The following is a 16,529-nucleotide window of genomic DNA, read 5'->3' on the forward strand; positions in this document are numbered from 1 at the left end:
CAACCCCCGCCCCTACGTGTGGGTCAAGACCGCTGACCAGATCCTCGACTCCATCGCCCACTACTGCACACGAATTAATGACTCAGAACACTAGCTGCCTACGCCGAGGCGGCTCGTATGTCGCAGCCCGAACTGGTGGCTGCGTTGCGAGATCTGCTCGGCGCGCGGCTGGTCGCCTACCTGGGTCGGGTGAGCGAGACCCGGGCGGTGCGGCAATGGGCTGACGGCACCCGCACCATCGCCAACCCCGAGGACGTCGAACGGCTCCGGATCGCCTACCGCGCCGCCCGCCTGATCACCGAACGCGACACCCCCGCCGTCGCACAAGCCTGGTTCCAGGGCCTCAACCCGGTCCTCGACGACCGGGCGCCGGCATTGCTGTTGCGCGACGGCGAGCTCGCCGACGTCGGACCGCAAGTACTCGCCGCCGCCCGCCAATTCGCCGCGGTGGGATGAACCAACCACAGCCTTCGACGATCAGCACCCCGCACGGCCCGATCACCACCAGCATCCGGACTGCCACGCCCATATATCGAGTCGGATACGCGCCCAGCCCGTGGGAGTGGACACCATGGGAGTACGCCACCGACGACCGCTTCGCCGGCCGCTGGGACGACCCCGACGGGGGTGTGGCGCACCTTGTACTGCGCCGACACTCCCCTGGCCTGCTACCTCGAAGTCCTCGCCTTCGCCCGACCCAGCCCACAACTGATCGCCGAGCTCGACGACATCGTCGTCGACGAGGAAGACGAGCAGGACTACCCCGCGCTGCCGCCCGGCCACGTTCCGCGATCGTGGTGCGATCTACGGATGATCGGTCACGGCACCCTGACCGGACGGTTCGCGGTGCCCGCCGACCCGGACAGCCTCGCCACCCTCCGGACGGTGTTTCGGCCGCTCGCGATCCGCTACGGGCTCGATGACCTCGACACCGCCGCGTTGCGGGACGGCCGGCCCCGCGGGCTCACCCAGGCCATCTCCCGCTGGATTTACGCCCTCACCGACCACGGCCATGCAGCGGTCGACGGGATCGAGTTCGACTCCCGACACGGCGACCAGCTGCGCATGTGGGCGCTCTATGAACGCGCCGCCGACCCCGACATCAGCCCCCACATCGACGTTGTCGATCACTGCCCCATCGACGCCGCGGATCCACAATTGGCCCGCGCCCTGACGCTCCTCGGACTCGAGTGGACCCCCGCCTAGACCGGACTGAAAAGGCCGTGCCGCAATGTCGAACGAGTATGAGTCTGGCTCGACCAGCCGTGGTGACTACGATCGTCTCTTCGAGACCGGGATAGCGAACCTGCACCGCTACGCCGCCCACACCGGTGGACGCCGATTCCCGGCCTCGTCTCAGCCGTGGTGCCCGCCCGGCAGTTGCGCCAGTTCACGATCGTCGGCTCCCTGGTCGACCAACCTCTTCCGGGTCCGCTCCAGCCACGTACGGGCCCACCCCGGGTCGGCCGCGGTCAGCATCCGATACTGCTCCGCCCAGATCCGGCGCAGATAGTCGGGCGCGCCGGGCGAGTGCAGCCGATACGACGCCGCTTCGGCGATCGCCACCGCAACCCAGCTCAGGAACTCCTCTGGATCGCTGGACTGCCGGTCGAACATCACCGTGCCGCGTTCGCGAATGATCAAGTGCCACACACCGTCCGAGTCGCGCACGCACGAGGGCGTCGCGTCGTCGAGGATGTGACCCAGGCGAGGCACATCGGACGGCTCCGCCGACATCGTCGCCGCGAGATCGGCTATCCGGCTGCGCATCTCGGGGTCGAGCTGGTCGTCGGCGCCCGACGTCATCCGGGGAAGACGCTCTCGAGCACACCCGAACACAGCAACCACTGGGTGTTGACGAAACCGCCTGTCTCGTTGAAACATCCGCGATGGTCCTCGATCAACCCGGGATCGAGGAGCTGCTGGTCGATCTGATATTGAATGCCGCCGCCCGGCTGACCGAAGCCCTTGGCGATACGTCCGGTCCACACCTTCACCGAGCGCATGACCACGTACACGTGGTAGTTGCAGAACTGAGGGTTGTCTTTGTCGACGAGGTTCTCCGGCGGAAGCGCCCGCCTCTTGTAGTGCGTGCCCGCGGGGGCCAGGAAGCGACCATTGGCGGGACCATAGCGATCTATCCGCTTGTTCGGGTTGAGGGTGGTCAGCGACTTCTTGGCGGACCCGTCGGGGTTCAGCGTGTATCCGTCGTGGTCCGGATAGTCCCACTTGTCCCCTTTCCGATACGTCTGCAGGAACTCGCTCGGACTCAGACCCGCGAGCCGGTCGTAACCCCTCAACTGCGGACCCACCGGGGCATCGGTCGCCAGAATCTTCGGACCGAACAGTTCGTCGTTGTACAACAGCTGTGCGGAACATCCACCCGCCTCCGGCCCGCCCAGCGATCCGAAATCCAATGCGCCCAAAGGGTTCGGCGCGGCGGCCGCCACCCCTCCCCCGGAGAGTGCCAGCGTGACACTGATGAGGGTGGCAAGCAGAGCATGGCGACGTTTCATGGCCGCGCCTTTCGATGGGTCCGTCGGAATCACGCAGTGCGGAAACTAACCGATCGGCGTCGCCGCGTGGTCTGAACTGCGAAGTTCCGGCACAGATTCGAGCGGTACCCCCGGAATGCCTACCGCCGACGGTGTTCCGACGGCGGGATGCCGTAGCGCTTCTTGTACGCGGCCGCCAGCCGACTGGGGCTCGAAAAGCCCCATCGCGCAGCAACTTCGGCCACCGTGTCGGTGTTGTCCGCTTCGGTGAGGTCGTGGTGAGCCCGGTCGAGTCGGATGTCCCGTAGCGTCTGGGTCGGACTCGCACCGACGTGTTCGGCGAAGCCCTCCTGCAGCCGCCGGAGGCTCGAGCCGCCCAGTTCGGCCATGTCCGCCAGACGCCAGTCGCGTCCCGGATCGTCATGCAATGCGTCGAGCACACGCTTGACCATCCGCGGGCGCAGACCGGTCCCCGCCTCTTCCGGAGAGACAGCGAGGAGGAACGCGCTGCTGATCGCGCTCGCCAGCTGCGGTCCGACCAGTGGGTTCGACAGGAGGTCGGCGGGTTCGCGCACCTGGGCCGACAACGCGCGCACGAGCCCGAACCACGCCTGCTGGTCGGGTCCGGCGAGATCCAGCTGATCGGGCAGCCGCAACTGTGAACGCAGCGCCGACGCCCGGACCCGGTCGGCCTCGCATTCGAGGTAGTCGGCGTCGAACTTCACCCCGACCACGACACAGTCCGCGGACCACCGGGTGATCGTCGACGGGCGATCCGCGGTGAAGACCGTGGCCTTGCCTTCCTCCGACGTCGTCTCCACCGACCCGGCGCGCGAGTCCAGGACACCGCGGATCGGGATGTTGATCTCGTAGGCACCCCGGTAGTCGCAGGAGATGGAGACGTCGGTTCCCCAGTTGAGCTTGCCGATCGTGACCGGTCCCAGCTCGACGGTCTGCAGGTTCAGATTCAGCTGATCCGGCGACGACAGCGCGGTCAGCTCATGCGGGAAGTACACCTCTTCGACGGCACGATGCGCCGTCTCCCAGTCGCTGGTCGATGTCGTGCTCCGCATGGACTTCTTCCTCGTACTCCGGTCGCGCAGGGTCGTGCATCTCGATTCAACCCGGTGACACACGACACTCGCCACCCGGTTCGGAGACTGCGATCACATTGCCGCGCGATCGGTGCCGCCGACGCGCGAAGCGTATCGACCGCCCGGTCGGCGGTCCCTAATGTCACCTCGCACCGGGTCGCCGACAACCTGCCGGCCGCCGCCCCCGGCTCTCGAGACGAACACAGCGGAGGAACCCATGACCAGCACCATGTCGTGGATCGACGACATCACGATGACCGAACTCGAACGCAACCCCTACCCCGTCTACGAACGGCTTCGCGCCGAGGCGCCGCTCGCCTATGTCCCGGTTCTCGGGTCGTACGTCGCGACGACCGCGGACATCTGCCGGTCGATCGCCACCAGCCCCGACTTCGAGGCGGTGATCACCAAGGCCGGCGGCCGTACCTTCGGACACCCGGCAGTGATCGGGGTGAACGGTGCGATCCACGACGACCTACGGTCGATGGTCGATCCAGCCCTGCAACCCCAGGAGGTCGACCGGTGGATCGACGACCTCGTCCGGCCGATCGCCCGCCGGTACCTGAGCGACTTCGAGGACGTGGGGCGCGCCGAACTCGTCGGCCAGTACTGCGAACCCGTCAGCGTGCGCGCGCTCGGCGACCTTCTCGGCCTTCAGTCGGTGAGTTCGGACAAGTTGCGCGAATGGTTCCACAAACTGTCGGCGTCGTTCACCAACGCGGGAGTCGACGAGAACGGCGAGTTCACCAACCCGGACGGCTTCGCCGAGGCCGACGCCGCGAAGCTGGAGATCCAGTCGATCGTCAATCCGCTGATCGACAACTGGATCGAGAATCCCGACGACAGCGCGATCTCCCACTGGTTGCACGACGGTATGCCCGAGGGACAGACGCGCGACCGCGACTACATCTACCCGACGCTGTACGTGTACCTCCTCGGAGCGATGCAGGAGCCTGGCCACGCCATGGCCTCCACACTGGTCGGCCTCTTCAGCCGGCCGGACCAATTCGAGCAGGTCGTCGACGAGCCGAACCTGATCCCGCGCGCGATCTCGGAGGGCATGCGGTGGACGTCACCGATCTGGTCGGCCACGGCCCGGATCAGTACGAAGGACGTCGAGGTCGCGGGCGTCGACCTACCGGAGGGCTCAGTGGTCCTGATGTCGTACGGTTCGGCCAATCATGACCACTCCGTCTACGAGGCACCGTCGGACTACGACATCACCCGACCGCCGTTGCCGCATCTCGCATTCGGTGCCGGCAACCACGCCTGCGCAGGAATCTACTTCGCCAATCACGTGTGCCGGATCGGACTCGAAGAGCTGTTCGAGTCCATCCCGAACCTCGAGCGCGACAACAGCAGCGACGTCGAGTTCTGGGGTTGGGGTTTCCGCGGGCCGACGTCACTGCACACGGTGTGGGAGGTGTGACGTGTCCGACCCGACGACCCGGCCCGGCCCGACGGCCTTCCGAATCGACGCCGGCAACACCTCGGTGACCTGCGGTGACGGACAGCGAGTTCTCGATGCCCTGTTGCGCCAGGGGGTGTGGATTCCCAACTCCTGCAACCAGGGCACCTGCGGCACCTGCAAGGTCCGGGTGATCGACGGCATGGTGACCGCCCCGCCTGCCCCCGACAGTGTCCTGTCCGACGCCGAGCAGCAGCAGGGATACGTGCTGTCGTGTCAGTCGACACCCATCACCGACATCGCCGTCGAACCGCCCGCCGCCGAGTGCGGCGAGCGCCATCACCTGTTGCGCGATGTCGCCGGAACGGTCGGTTCGATCACCGCGGTGGCCGATGACACCGTGTCCATCACGGTGTCACTCGACGAACCGTTCGAGTTCACGGCCGGCCAATACGTCGAGTTGTCGATCCCGGGCACCGGCCAGACCCGGCCGTACTCGATGGCCAACCCGCCCAGCGAATCCGACACTCTCGAGTTCCACGTCCGAAGGCAGCCAGACGGTCTCGCCACCGACCGGTGGATCTTCGATTCCCTGACGGTCGGGGCGGCGGTGTCCATGACGGGACCGTGGGGCGACTTCTGCCATCAGCCGGGCGAACCCGACGTCGGGCTCATCCTGCTCGCCGGGGGAACCGGTCTCGCGCCGCTGAAGTCGATCGCGAGAGCAGCACTCGACGCCGACCCCGATCGTGAGATCCACGTCTACCACGGCGTCCGCACCGAGGCCGAGCTGTACGACGTCGACTTCTGGCGCGCACTCGAGACCGAGCACCCGAATGTCCGGTACACGCCCTGCCTCAGCCGCGAAGAGTGGAGCGGCCGTACCGGTTACGTCGGTGACGCGATGATGGCCGACTTCGACTCCTGCCGCAACCACTTGGCATACCTCTGCGGCCCGCCCGCGATGGTCGAGGCGGGGGTCCGGGCCCTCAAGCGACGACGCATGCCGCCCCGGCGGATCAAGCGGGAGAAGTACACGCCCGCAGCGAGTCTCGTGACCCTCTGAGTCGACCCGGAGGCACGTCGGTCCCGGTGCCGACGACCAGCTCAGGCCACGTCCTGCACATCCGCCGCCGACGCTCCGGAGATGATGTCGAGGACCCGCGGGTACTCGGGCGCAGTCGAGGTGACCACCGACCCGTGGTTGCCGCCACGGATGAGAACGGCCTCGGCGTCTCCGCCGTCACGCACGACGGCGGCGACGTAGCGTTGCGAATTGGCCGGCGCGACCATCCGATCGGCGGTTCCGTGAACGGCGACCACGGGGGTGTCGGGATCGATGTTCTGGATGGGATCGACCATCGTGTACCGCTGCGGGACCTGCGCCGGGGTGCCGCCGAGGGCGGTCACGATCCGGTCGTCGCCATGCGTGGCCGCATAGGTCATGTCGAGTGGACCGGCGAGCGAGACGACCCGCGTCGGGCGAAACAGCGGCCGCGCACCGACCTCGTCGTCGTCCAGTTTGTGCCGGGTGCCGCCCCAGACCGCGAGTTGCGCTCCGGCACTGTGCCCGACAACCAGCTCGTCGTCGGTGTCGATCTGCGGGAACTGCCGGTCCACCACGACGACGTGGTCCAGGGCGCTCGCGACGTCCCGGAACGTCGTCGGCCAACCACCGCCCGATCCGACGCGGCGGTATTCGATGTTGTACACGGCCATGCCCCGATCGGCCAGGTCTCGTGCCAGCGGCTCGAAGACGTCGGCCCCGAGGGCGCTCTGCCAGGCACCGCCGTGGATGAGGACCACCAGCGGGATCGTGTCGACCCGTTGCTCACCCGCGGGCAGGTACAGCTCGGCCCAATTCTGTTCGGAGTCACCATCGTCCGGCGTCGGGTAGTCGAACCGGTGGACGGTCACCTCGTCGAGGTACTCGACCGGGGCGGCTGTGGCACTGCTGCTGGGGGTCGGGGTCGGCGTGGTTCCCGTGGAGCACGCGGACAGTCCCAACACGCCGGCGACGACGACCCCCAGTGCGATGCGGACGCGACGCGACGTGGCCGTCACCGCACGCTCAGCGGTACAGGCGTGATCGACGCGCCGCTACGCAGGGTCGCCGGCAGCGGTCCGAACCCGGGCCACAGATTCACCGGCACCGTGACCGTCGCGCCCGCGGGCAGCGAGATCGACGTCGGGCTGACCGCGACGCGATCGGTGAAGGTGTCGCTGCGTTCGACCTCCAGTCGGAGCCGCTGTGCCCGTCCTTCGGATCGAACGGTCACTCCCGACGGAGAGGTGGCCCCCACCGAGACCGCCGAGCCCGGGCCGATCGCCAACTGCGTGGTCTCGGTCGACAGTGATCGCAGCGAATTCTCGGTCGCGACTTCGAACTCCGCGGTCGACGGTGCCGACGAGGTCACCCGCATCCCGTGCCGGGCCGGATCGGCGTCGATGACCGCGACCGCACCCGCGGGCACCTCGAGATCACCCATCGCGACCACGCCGCCCGCGCTGAGCACTGTGGCGTCGATGTCCGCGGTCCGACCCGCTTCCACCCCGTCCACGACGATCCGGAACTTCCGGTTCGCGGGCACCGTGAACGTGGCGGAGTTGTCGTTGTTGAACAAGATCTTCTTGTCGACACCCGGGATCGCACGACCGGCGGGATCGGTGACCCGCACATCCCAGTCGACGTCGCCGACACCGCGTGCACCGCCGTTGTTGTCCGACACCATCACGACCGTCTCGTCGTTGCGCAGCTCCGGATCCTGATGACGTGCCAGGATCGGTGCCAGCGGAACAAGCATCATCTTGTTGGCCGGCGACCCCTGGAACAACAGTGTCGGCTCGGACGGGTTGGTGGCCGTCGAGTAGTACCAGCTGTTGGCAGCCGGGTCGGCGACGATCATCTTCTCCACGCCGGGGAAGTTGTTGTCGTAGACCACGATGCCCCGCTTGCCCTGTCCCAGATCGCGGATGGCGATCGGGTTGATGGCGTGCCCGGCGCTCTGCTCCTCATCGGTGTAGATCGCCAAGACGTAGTTGTCGTTGCGCGCCCACGCCGAGCGCAGTCGGGACAGCGCCTCTGTGACGGTGACCTCTGACTCGAGGAGGTCGGTGGGCGGGAAGCCCTGGGTGATGAACATCCGCGCGATGAGTTCGTCGAGCGGCGCCGACGGGCCGATGCTGTAGACCGGTTGCCACGGCAGCGCCAGTGGGAACGGGTTCAGACGTTTGGTGGCATACAGTGCGGCGAGCGCGGCCATTCCGAAGCAGTGCCCGCCCGCCATCGACTCGTTGAATTCCTGCTGCAGCAGTTCGGCGACGGTGGTCGGCGAACACACACCGACCACGATGCGTGCGCAGACCTCGTCGCCGAAGACCGCCCGCATACCTTCGACGCTCAGGCCGCGGGTGTGCAGAGCGTCGTTCGGCCCCCAGTTCTCGAAGGAGAAACCGTCCCGTTTGACCTGGAAGTCGGCCTGCGCGACAAGCTTTCCGGCGTTGGGGTTCACCACGGGCGCCGCCTGCGACGGACCGGAGGCGACGATCGACAAACCTGCGGCCACCGCCAGCACGAGTGCCGTCACCGAGAGACGCACCAGCCATCGATTACCGCGCGTGCCTGTGAGCATCGCTAAACACTAGCGGACAATTCAGACATAGCCCGAGTAGCCGGTGAATTCACCGGATCGATTTCTGAAATACGTCCCAAAATGTTTGTTGCGGCAGTTCGGCCCGCAATTCGGACCGAGCTGCCGCAACGTGATTGCGGTTGTTTCGGGATTCCCCTACTTGACGCCCGAGAACACGTACTGCAGTACGGCCAGTGCCAGTTCGTTGTCCTGGATCGCCTGCCACAGGATGTTGTCCACCATGTTCGTCTCCGTTTCGATGTTCGCGTGAGGGGTCGGGTCCGGCACCGAGCAGGAAACCGTGGGTCGCCCCGCCCCGGCGCTGTCGATCCTACGTCGACTGCCGGGCGAGAGTTCGCCGGGCGATCCGCGCGACCGCCTCGTCGATCAGACGGCCCGCACTGTCCGTGGCCGCGGCGCCTCCCGCGGCATCGAAGGCGGTCAGGACGTCGCGGGCGGAGGCGACCTCGGCGTCGGTCGGTGCCATCCCTGCTCGGGCAGGGGCGATCTGTCGCGGGTGGATGCAGGCGCGCCCGAGGAACCCGAGGGCGGTCAGCCGTCGGGTCTCGTCGGCAAAGCCGTCCGGGTCGTCGATGACCGGCGACGCCGCCCCGAGCGGTGGACCGATCCGTGCGGCGGCCGACGCGGCGACCACCTGCGAGCGTCCCCACAGCAGTTCGTTGCCGACCACCGAGGTGACCCCGAGGTCGGCGGCGAGATCGACTTCGCCGATCTGGACGAACTCGACCCGCGGTCCGGCCGCGATCGACGCCGCGTTGCAGAGTCCGGCCCCGGTCTCGATCAGCGGCGACACCGGTGTGCGGGGTCGTCCCCACTCGGCCTCGAGCTCGGCCAGCAGGGTGTCCACCCGCTCGAGCGTCGCCGCGTCGTCGACCTTGGGCAGCCAGACGCCGTCGGCGCCGGCCCGCACCGCCATGGTGAGGTCGTCGCGGAGTTCGGCTCCGGGGTTGACCCGCACCCAGACGGGGACGCCGTCCCGGTCGCGGTTCTCCAGCCACGCGCCGACGGCGATGCGTGCGGTGTCCTTGCCCGACAACGGCACCGCGTCCTCCAGGTCGAGGACCACGGCATCGGTCCCCGACCCGACCGCCTTGTCGAAGCGCTCGGGCCGGTCGCCCGGGACGTACAGGAAGACCAGCGTCTGCGTCATCCGACCGTGACGGTGCCGTTGACGAGCGCCTTGGCGATGACCGTCCGCATGATGTCGTTGGTGCCCTCACCGATCGACATCAGCGGCGCGTCCCGGTAGTAGCGCTCGACGTTGAACTCGGTCGAGTAGCCGTATCCGCCGTGGATGCGCATCGCCTCGAGGCTCGCGGTGATCGCGGTCTCCGACGCGAAGTACTTCGCCATGCCGGCCTCGCCGTCGACGCGGGCACCCGAATCCGCCTTGGCCGCTGCCCAGTACGTCATCAGACGCGCCGCCTGCAGCTGGGTGGCGATGTCGGCGAGCTTGAGCTGGATGGCCTGGAAGTCCGAGATCGGCTTACCGAATGCCGTCCGCTCACGTGAGTAGTTGAGCGCGGCGTCGTACGACGCCTGCGCGATGCCGACGCTACGGCCGGCGATGTTCAACCGACCGATCTCGAGGCCCGACAGCGCCTGCTGCATGCCCCGGCCCTCGACGCCGCCGAGCAGCGTCGACTGCGGGACGCGCACCTCGTCGAGGAAGATCTCGCACGACTCGGTGCCCTTGTAGCCGAGCTTGCCCATGTCCCGCTGGACCTCGAAGCCGGGCGTGGTGGTGTCCACCAGCAGGATGCTCATGCCCTTGTGCGCCGGGGTGGCCGACGGGTCCGTCTTCACCAGTACCGGGAGCACATTCGCGTGGCGCGCGTTGGTGATCCAGGTCTTGGTGCCGCGGATGACGTAATCGTCGCCGTCCTTGGTGGCGGTTGTCTTGATGCCCTGTAGATCGGTTCCGGCCCCGGGTTCGGTGAGGCCGATTCCGGTGCGGCACTCACCACTTGCCAGGCGCGGGAGCCACTGTGCCTTCTGTTCGTCGGTGCCGTGGCGCGCGATCATCCAGCAGGACAGATTGTGACTGCCGAGGATTCCGGCGATGCCCATCCAACCGCGTGCGAGCTCCTCGTAGACGAGGGTGAAGGACACCATGTCGAGTTCGAGTCCGCCGAATTCCTCCGGCGTGGTGATCCCGAACAGCCCCATCTCCCGCAACCGGTCGACGATCTCGGTGGGATACCGGCCGGTGCGCTCCCACTCGTTGGCGACCGGGATGATCTCCTTGTCGACGAGCTGGCGCAGGGCGGCGCGGAAGTCGCGCTGTTCGGAGTTGAAGCTGAAATCCATTGTGATCCTTGCTCTCAGGCGTGACCGGACGGGTTCGCGGCGGCAAACCCACGGCGAGATGGGCGTGGTGTGTGTCAGCCGGCGGCGACGATGGTCGTCGCGAGGGTGGTGATCGGTACGACCGACGACGCGTTCGGGAGACCGAACACCGCGTCGACGAGGTCATCGGAGGCATCTCCGCCACCGCTGTTCCCACGGAACTTCGCGGCCACGGCGGCGTCGTCCATCGGCCGGCCCGAAGTGCCACGGCTGCAGGGCACCTCGCCGACGACCCGGGAGCCGTCGGCGAAGGTGATGACCGCCCGGCCGGCGGCGTCGGCGGCCGGGCGGTCATCGGGCACGGTGGTGACCTCGACGAGTCCCGCGGTGGTCGCGACCTCGGGGCGCCCGATCGAGTCCACAGCGTAGGTGTCCACGGTGACGGCACCGTCGTGCACGAGGGCGGCGACGCTCCACGGCAGATCGAACTTGGCGTCGTAGACGCTGCGCGGGCTGCGCGTACCGGTGCCCGGGCCGCAGACGATCTCGACGCTGTCCGGGTGGACGTCGACGGCGATGCTCGTGATGTTCCCCGGCGTGATCTCGCGACCCTGCTCGCCGGCCGTGACCAGTGCGGCGCCGACCGCGTCGAGCGCGGCATGCATCAGCTGGCAGCTCGGATACGGCTTGATGCCGATACTGGCACTCTCCCAGCGGGTTCCGAGGTCGGCCACGATGATGTCGGGATCGATGTCACGATCGGCGAGCGCACGGTACAGACCGCGGCGGCCTTCGAGCACCGACTCGGGTCCGCTCGCCCCGGCCACCGCGAGCCGCGCGGCCAGGACACCGCTGAAGCCGGCGTTCCCGGGGTGCAGGGTCTTGGTGTTCGCGCCGGTGTCGAGGAACTCGAGGAGCCCACCCGACGACGACGCGGCGATGCCGATCGCGTTGGTGAGCACATCGGTCCCGGCGCCGTACAGCAATCCGGCGGCGACGGCACCGGCGAGCGGACCGACGACGGCGGTGGCGTGCAGTCCGCGCGCATGGAATCCGTGGGGCGCGGCCGCGCCGAGACGGCACGCGACCTCGAGCCCGGCCACCAGCGCGACGACGGTGTCGGCGCCGGTCGCGTCGACCTCCTCGGCGACCGCCAGCACCGCCGGGGCCACGACCGTCGTCGGGTGCACCAGCGCGCCGGCGTGCGTGTCGTCGAAGTCGAGCGCATGCATCAGCACGCCGTTGGCGAACGCCGCCGCGGGGGCCGAGATCGCCTCGGCATCTCCGAGCGGGTGGGCCTGGGCGGGACCGCCGAGCGCGCGAGTCACCGTCAACCCCGGTCCGCCCTGGTCGAGGCGCCGAGCCCCGATCCCGTTGCCGATGCCGTCGAGCAGGTGTCGGAGTGCAGCGCGGCGGGTGGTCTCGGGAATGGCGTCGATGCTCAGGCCGGCGGCCCAGCTCGCGAGTCGGCGGGCGGTCACGACGGAGCCTGACCGGAGGGAGTCTGGGCGACCGCGCCGAAGGCGCCGCCGTCGACGAGACCACGGACGTCGTCCGCGCTGTAGCCCAGCAGACCCATCACCTCGTCGAAGTTCTCGTTGCGATGCGGTGCCCGACGATACTCCGTCTTGTCCGTGCCGAAACGCACCGGCGAGGTCACCTGCCGGACCTCACCCCACACCTCGTGTTCGGTGGTGGCGATGAGACCGCGTGCGAGCGTGTGCTCCTCGGTGAGCGCCTGCTCGACGTCGTTGATCGGCCCGGTGGGAACCCCCGCGTCGGTCAGCAGCGACACCCAGTGGTCGACGGTCGACTCGGCGAATCGCTTCTCCAGGATCGGCAGCAGCTCGTCCTTGTGCTGTCCGCGGGCGGCGAAGTCGGTGAACCGCGGGTCGTCGAGCAGCTCGGCCAGACCGATGGCCTCGGCGAGGCGCACCCAGAACTTCTCCTTGGCGCAGCCGACGACGAACCAACCGTCGGTGGCCTCGAATGCCTGGAACGGCACCAGCGACGGATGCGCCGAGTTCTTGGTGCGACCCGGACGGTAACCGGCATTGAGATGCCATGCGGCCGGGTAGGTGAGCATGGAGACCGCGGTGTCGTACAGCGAGACGTCGCAGTCGCCGCCGACACCGTCCCGGCGCGCGGCGTGCAGACCGGCCATCAAGCTCAGGGCGGCGACGAATCCGCCGGAGAAATCCACCAGGGACAGACCGGATTTCGTGGGCGGTCCGTCCGGATCGCCGGTCAGGTCCATCCAGCCGGCCAGGCCCTGCAGGATGTAGTCGTAGCCGGGCTGTTCGGCGCGCGGACCGGTCATGCCGAAGCCGGTCAGGCTGCAGCAGACGATCGCCGGGTTGAGGTGTTTGAGATCGTCGTAGGTGATCTTGATCTTCGCCGGGACGTCGCCGCGCAGGTTGGAGTAGACCGCGTCGCTGGTCCGGACGAGGTCCTCGAACACCTTGCGACCGCCGGGGGTTGCGAGATCCAGTGAGAGACTGCGCTTGTTGCGATTGAAGGCCTCGAAGAACAGCGAATCCTCGCCCGAGTTGTACGGGGGGACATACCTTCCGACGTCGCCGCCGGACTGCGGCTCCTCGATCTTCAGCACGTCCGCGCCGAGGTCGGCGAGGTGGACGCTGCCGAACGGGCCGGCGCCGTACTGCTCGATGGCGATGATGCGGACGTCCTCGAGCGGCTTCATCCGACGCTCCCCTCGGTGGTTCCGGTCAGCTCGGTCAGGGACGGGGCCTTGACCTCGGGGAAGTAGTTCTGTCCGATGCCGCTCTCGCGGGTCGCGACCATCACCGAACGCTTCCAGGAGATGACGACCTCGCCGTCCTGGTTGATCCCGCGGGTCACCATCGACACGATCCCCGCGTAGGGACGGGACTGAGACAGGCGCAGGTCGGTGCAGATGCTCTCGGCGTAGATGGTGTCGCCGACGTAGACCGGGTGGGCCAGTTTGACGTCGGTGAACTGCAGGTTCGCGACCGCGTTCTGGCTCATGTCGATGACCGAGAGTCCGAGGACCAGGGCGATGGTCAGACCCGAGTTCACGATGACCTTGCCGTCGGTGATGGGATTCGTCGCGGCGAGGTGGGAGTTGAAGTGGTTCTGGTTGGTGTTCATCGACAGGCATGTGATCCACGCGTTGTCGGTGTCGGTGATGGTGCGGCCCATCGGGTGTTGGTAGACGTCGCCCACGACGTAGTCCTCGAAGAAGCGTCCGAGAGTGGCGGGATGGGTGGTCAATGGTCCTCCTCAGGGTGCGGCGTCGTGGAGTGCACACAACGAGCCGTGACGCGGACCACCATAAACATCTGATCTTTAGAACGTCAAGGATCTCTTCATCCAGGCAATACCCTGAGTTTCGCTGCAGGTGTTGCCGAAACCCTCCGATGTATTGCATGATGCTCCGGAGCGCAGCTATGGCTCAGATCACTCCCGTCATCGGGGACACAGCTGAAGACGTCGGGGTGACGGCATGTACAGAGGAAGCGAGTTTCGATGAAGCGAATCGGCGTGGATGTGGGCGGCACGTTCACCGACCTGGTCCTGTGGGACGACGACGGGACGGTCACGGTGCACAAGACGCCGTCGACCAACCACGATCCCTCGATCGGCACGATGGACGGGATCGGGGTGCTCGCCGAACGTGCGGGCATCGACGTCGCGGACATCGAGATGTTCTTCCACGGCACGACCGTGGCCACCAACATCGTGCTGGAGCACAACGGCAGTGACGTCGGCATGATCACCACCGACGGCTTCCGGGACATCCTGCACATCGCGCGCAAGAAGCGCCCCCTGAACTACTCCAACTACCAGGATCTGCCGTGGCAGAAGTGGCAGCTGGTGCCCCGTCGCAACCGGCGCACCGTCGCCGAGCGGATGGATGCGGCCGGAAACGTGCTGACCCCGCTCGACGAGGACGCCGTTCGCCGCGAGGTGGGCCTGCTCCGCGAGCGCGGTGTCGAGGCCATCGCGGTGGCCTTCCTGCACGCCTACCGCAATCCGGCCCACGAGCACCGCGTCCGGGACATCATCGCCGAGGAGTACCCCGGCGTGTTCGTCTCGCTGTCCAGCGACGTCGCCTCGCAGTACCGCGAGTACGAGCGCTTCTCCACCACCGCGCTCAACGCGTTCGTCGGCCCCAAGACCTCCCGCTACATCGAGAACCTGGCCGGCAAGGCCAAGGCCGCACAGGTCGGCGAGGACGTCCACCTGATGACCTCCGCCGGCGGCCTCGTCACGTCGCGCAGCGCCAGCGAGGTCCCGGTCTCGCTCCTGACCAGCGGTGTCGTCGCCGGACTCCTCGGCGGCTGCTTCATCGGCAAGGCGTCGGGCTACCCGAGCGTCATCACCCTCGACGTGGGCGGCACCTCCGCCGACATCGGCGTCGCCCCCGACGGCAAGCTCCGCATGAAGCACCTGCTCGACACCCGCATCGGCGACTACCACGCGATGGTGCCGATGGCCGAGGTCGACACCATCGGTGCCGGCGGCGGATCCATCGCCAGCATCGACGAGGGCGGCATGTTCCGCGTCGGACCGCGCAGCGCCGGTGCCATGCCCGGCCCGGCCTGCTACAACCGCGGCGGCACCGAACCCACGTCCACCGACGCGATGGTCGTCATGGGTTGGCTCCGCGAGGACAGCTTCCTGTCGGGAACCATGGAGGTCAAGACCGAACTCGCCACCGAGGCGGTCCAGACCCACATCGCCGACAAGCTCGGTGCCGACATCGAGCACGCGGCGATGGGCATCTTCCAGATCCTCGCGCACTCGATGACCGAGGCCATCTCGCTGCACTCGGTGCGCAAAGGCTATGACCCGCGCGAGTTCTCGCTCGTCGCCGAGGGTGGCGCCGGGCCCCTGTACGCCTGGCAGATCGCCGAGCACCTCGGCATTCCGCGTGTCATCGTGCCCGGTCACCCCGGGATCACCTCGGCGGTCGGCCTGCTGACCACCGATGTTCGCTACGAGGTCCCGACCACCGTGTGGACCTCGTCGGCCGAACCCGATCTGGAGCTGCTGCGTCGCGAGATGGACCGGCTGTCCGAGCAGGCCGTCGCCCAGCTTCGCGCCGACGGCATCGCCGAGGACGCGATCACTCTCGAGCGCAGCGTCGACTGTCGTTATGTCGGACAGGGTTACGAGCTCCGGGTCCCCGCCCCCGCCGGCGACATCACCGACGAGTGGGTCGAGCAGACCGCGGCCACCTTCCACGAGGTCCACGGTCGGACGTATTCGCAGCGCTTCGACGACAAGCCGGTCCAGCTGGTCAACATCCGCGTGACCGGGGTGGGCGCGGTCGAGCACATCCGCATCGCCGAGATCGAGAAGGGAGACGCGGACGCGTCGTCGGCGATCAAGGCCACCACTCGCGCGCTGTTCTGGAAGAACGACTCGGCCGATCCGGAATGGGTCGACACACCCATCTACGACCGAGCACTCTTCAAGGCGGGCAACACCTTCGACGGTCCCGCGATCGTCCAGCAGTTCGACTCGACGACCATCGTCGGCATCGGACAGAAGGCCACGGTCGACGCCGTGGGCCACATCATCATCGAGAGGAGCGCCTGAC

General features: G+C 67.7%; 16 protein-coding genes. 5 read left to right on the plus strand and 11 right to left on the minus strand.

Annotation, left to right across the window (positions count from 1 at the left end; genetic code table 11):
- Positions 1–117 precede the first annotated feature (117 nt).
- Both ABIC25_RS16635 and ABIC25_RS16640 read left to right on the plus strand, forming a co-directional pair.
- Entirely contained in the window at positions 118–456 is a 339-nt protein-coding gene (locus tag ABIC25_RS16635; protein WP_033204248.1) for a hypothetical protein, read from the plus strand.
- A 171-nt stretch (positions 457–627) separates the two neighbouring features.
- Positions 628–1,206 (plus strand): RES domain-containing protein, encoded by a 579-nt coding sequence (locus ABIC25_RS16640; protein WP_231896066.1) that lies wholly within the window; start codon positions 628–630, stop codon positions 1,204–1,206.
- A 150-nt stretch (positions 1,207–1,356) separates the two neighbouring features.
- On the opposite strand, the gene ABIC25_RS16645 is transcribed toward ABIC25_RS16640, so the two are convergent.
- The 3 genes from ABIC25_RS16645 to ABIC25_RS16655 all read right to left on the minus strand — a co-directional run bounded on the left by ABIC25_RS16645 (position 1,357) and on the right by ABIC25_RS16655 (position 3,568).
- Positions 1,357–1,806 carry an Imm63 family immunity protein gene (locus tag ABIC25_RS16645; RefSeq protein WP_004020847.1) on the minus strand — a complete coding sequence of 150 codons (450 nt, stop codon included), beginning with the start codon at positions 1,804–1,806 and terminating at the stop codon, positions 1,357–1,359.
- A complete protein-coding gene (locus ABIC25_RS16650; RefSeq protein WP_004020848.1) occupies positions 1,803–2,516 on the minus strand; it encodes a TNT domain-containing protein in 714 nt (237 codons plus the stop codon). Before ABIC25_RS16650 ends, ABIC25_RS16645 begins: the two co-directional genes overlap by 4 nt.
- Before the next feature lie 119 nt (positions 2,517–2,635).
- Positions 2,636–3,568 (minus strand): AraC family transcriptional regulator, encoded by a 933-nt coding sequence (locus ABIC25_RS16655; protein ID WP_354562329.1) that lies wholly within the window; start codon positions 3,566–3,568, stop codon positions 2,636–2,638.
- A gap of 238 nt (positions 3,569–3,806) precedes the next feature.
- Here ABIC25_RS16655 and ABIC25_RS16660 point away from each other — a divergent pair, with 238 nt between their 5' ends.
- Together ABIC25_RS16660 and ABIC25_RS16665 are read left to right on the plus strand one after the other, a co-directional pair.
- Positions 3,807–5,018, plus strand: coding sequence for a cytochrome P450 (locus tag ABIC25_RS16660; RefSeq protein WP_101820398.1), 1,212 nt, complete (start codon positions 3,807–3,809; stop codon positions 5,016–5,018).
- Position 5,019: 1 nt separating this feature from the next.
- Positions 5,020–6,063: a 2Fe-2S iron-sulfur cluster-binding protein gene (locus tag ABIC25_RS16665; RefSeq protein ID WP_248644239.1), complete on the plus strand. Its 1,044-nt coding sequence runs from the start codon at positions 5,020–5,022 to the stop codon at positions 6,061–6,063.
- 41 nt (positions 6,064–6,104) lie between these two features.
- Here ABIC25_RS16665 and ABIC25_RS16670 read toward each other — a convergent pair whose 3' ends face one another.
- The 8 genes from ABIC25_RS16670 to ABIC25_RS16705 all read right to left on the minus strand — a co-directional run bounded on the left by ABIC25_RS16670 (position 6,105) and on the right by ABIC25_RS16705 (position 14,194).
- Positions 6,105–7,061 (minus strand): alpha/beta hydrolase family protein, encoded by a 957-nt coding sequence (locus ABIC25_RS16670; RefSeq protein WP_101820400.1) that lies wholly within the window; start codon positions 7,059–7,061, stop codon positions 6,105–6,107.
- Complete coding sequence (locus tag ABIC25_RS16675; protein ID WP_248644238.1) at positions 7,058–8,629, minus strand: hypothetical protein; 1,572 nt, start codon at positions 8,627–8,629, stop codon at positions 7,058–7,060. The genes ABIC25_RS16670 and ABIC25_RS16675 overlap by 4 nt, the downstream gene beginning before the upstream one ends.
- A gap of 156 nt (positions 8,630–8,785) precedes the next feature.
- A complete protein-coding gene (locus tag ABIC25_RS16680) occupies positions 8,786–8,917 on the minus strand; it encodes a hypothetical protein (protein WP_255220179.1) in 132 nt (43 codons plus the stop codon).
- Positions 8,918–8,960: 43 nt separating this feature from the next.
- A complete protein-coding gene (locus ABIC25_RS16685; RefSeq protein WP_248644237.1) occupies positions 8,961–9,800 on the minus strand; it encodes an HpcH/HpaI aldolase/citrate lyase family protein in 840 nt (279 codons plus the stop codon).
- Entirely contained in the window at positions 9,797–10,960 is a 1,164-nt protein-coding gene (locus ABIC25_RS16690; RefSeq protein WP_004020855.1) for an acyl-CoA dehydrogenase family protein, read from the minus strand. Before ABIC25_RS16690 ends, ABIC25_RS16685 begins: the two co-directional genes overlap by 4 nt.
- A 74-nt stretch (positions 10,961–11,034) precedes the next feature.
- Complete coding sequence (locus tag ABIC25_RS16695) at positions 11,035–12,420, minus strand: MmgE/PrpD family protein (protein ID WP_248644236.1); 1,386 nt, start codon at positions 12,418–12,420, stop codon at positions 11,035–11,037.
- Positions 12,417–13,643 (minus strand): CaiB/BaiF CoA transferase family protein, encoded by a 1,227-nt coding sequence (locus ABIC25_RS16700; protein WP_248644235.1) that lies wholly within the window; start codon positions 13,641–13,643, stop codon positions 12,417–12,419. Before ABIC25_RS16700 ends, ABIC25_RS16695 begins: the two co-directional genes overlap by 4 nt.
- A complete protein-coding gene (locus ABIC25_RS16705; protein ID WP_065632054.1) occupies positions 13,640–14,194 on the minus strand; it encodes a MaoC family dehydratase in 555 nt (184 codons plus the stop codon). Before ABIC25_RS16705 ends, ABIC25_RS16700 begins: the two co-directional genes overlap by 4 nt.
- A 255-nt stretch (positions 14,195–14,449) precedes the next feature.
- Between ABIC25_RS16705 and ABIC25_RS16710 the strand changes: the two genes are divergently transcribed.
- Positions 14,450–16,528, plus strand: a complete 2,079-nt coding sequence (locus tag ABIC25_RS16710; RefSeq protein ID WP_101820405.1) for a hydantoinase/oxoprolinase family protein — start codon at positions 14,450–14,452, stop codon at positions 16,526–16,528.
- Position 16,529: the final 1 nt, after the last annotated feature.

This window comes from Gordonia sp. PvP123, from assembly GCF_040547295.1.
Classification (GTDB): Bacteria; Actinomycetota; Actinomycetes; order Mycobacteriales; family Mycobacteriaceae; genus Gordonia; species Gordonia terrae.

What these genes read in the sequence shown, in the direction of transcription:
- ABIC25_RS16690 (WP_004020855.1), bottom strand. Translation starts at nt 10,960, where the DNA reads ATGGATTTCAGCTTCAACTCCGAACAGCGCGACTTCCGCGCCGCCCTG.
- ABIC25_RS16655 (WP_354562329.1), bottom strand. Translation starts at nt 3,568, where the DNA reads ATGCGGAGCACGACATCGACCAGCGACTGGGAGACGGCGCATCGTGCC.
- ABIC25_RS16710 (WP_101820405.1), top strand. Translation starts at nt 14,450, where the DNA reads ATGAAGCGAATCGGCGTGGATGTGGGCGGCACGTTCACCGACCTGGTC.
- ABIC25_RS16645 (WP_004020847.1), bottom strand. Translation starts at nt 1,806, where the DNA reads ATGACGTCGGGCGCCGACGACCAGCTCGACCCCGAGATGCGCAGCCGG.
- ABIC25_RS16685 (WP_248644237.1), bottom strand. Translation starts at nt 9,800, where the DNA reads ATGACGCAGACGCTGGTCTTCCTGTACGTCCCGGGCGACCGGCCCGAG.
- ABIC25_RS16650 (WP_004020848.1), bottom strand. Translation starts at nt 2,516, where the DNA reads ATGAAACGTCGCCATGCTCTGCTTGCCACCCTCATCAGTGTCACGCTG.
- ABIC25_RS16675 (WP_248644238.1), bottom strand. Translation starts at nt 8,629, where the DNA reads ATGCTCACAGGCACGCGCGGTAATCGATGGCTGGTGCGTCTCTCGGTG.
- ABIC25_RS16700 (WP_248644235.1), bottom strand. Translation starts at nt 13,643, where the DNA reads ATGAAGCCGCTCGAGGACGTCCGCATCATCGCCATCGAGCAGTACGGC.
- ABIC25_RS16635 (WP_033204248.1), top strand. Translation starts at nt 118, where the DNA reads ATGTCGCAGCCCGAACTGGTGGCTGCGTTGCGAGATCTGCTCGGCGCG.
- ABIC25_RS16660 (WP_101820398.1), top strand. Translation starts at nt 3,807, where the DNA reads ATGACCAGCACCATGTCGTGGATCGACGACATCACGATGACCGAACTC.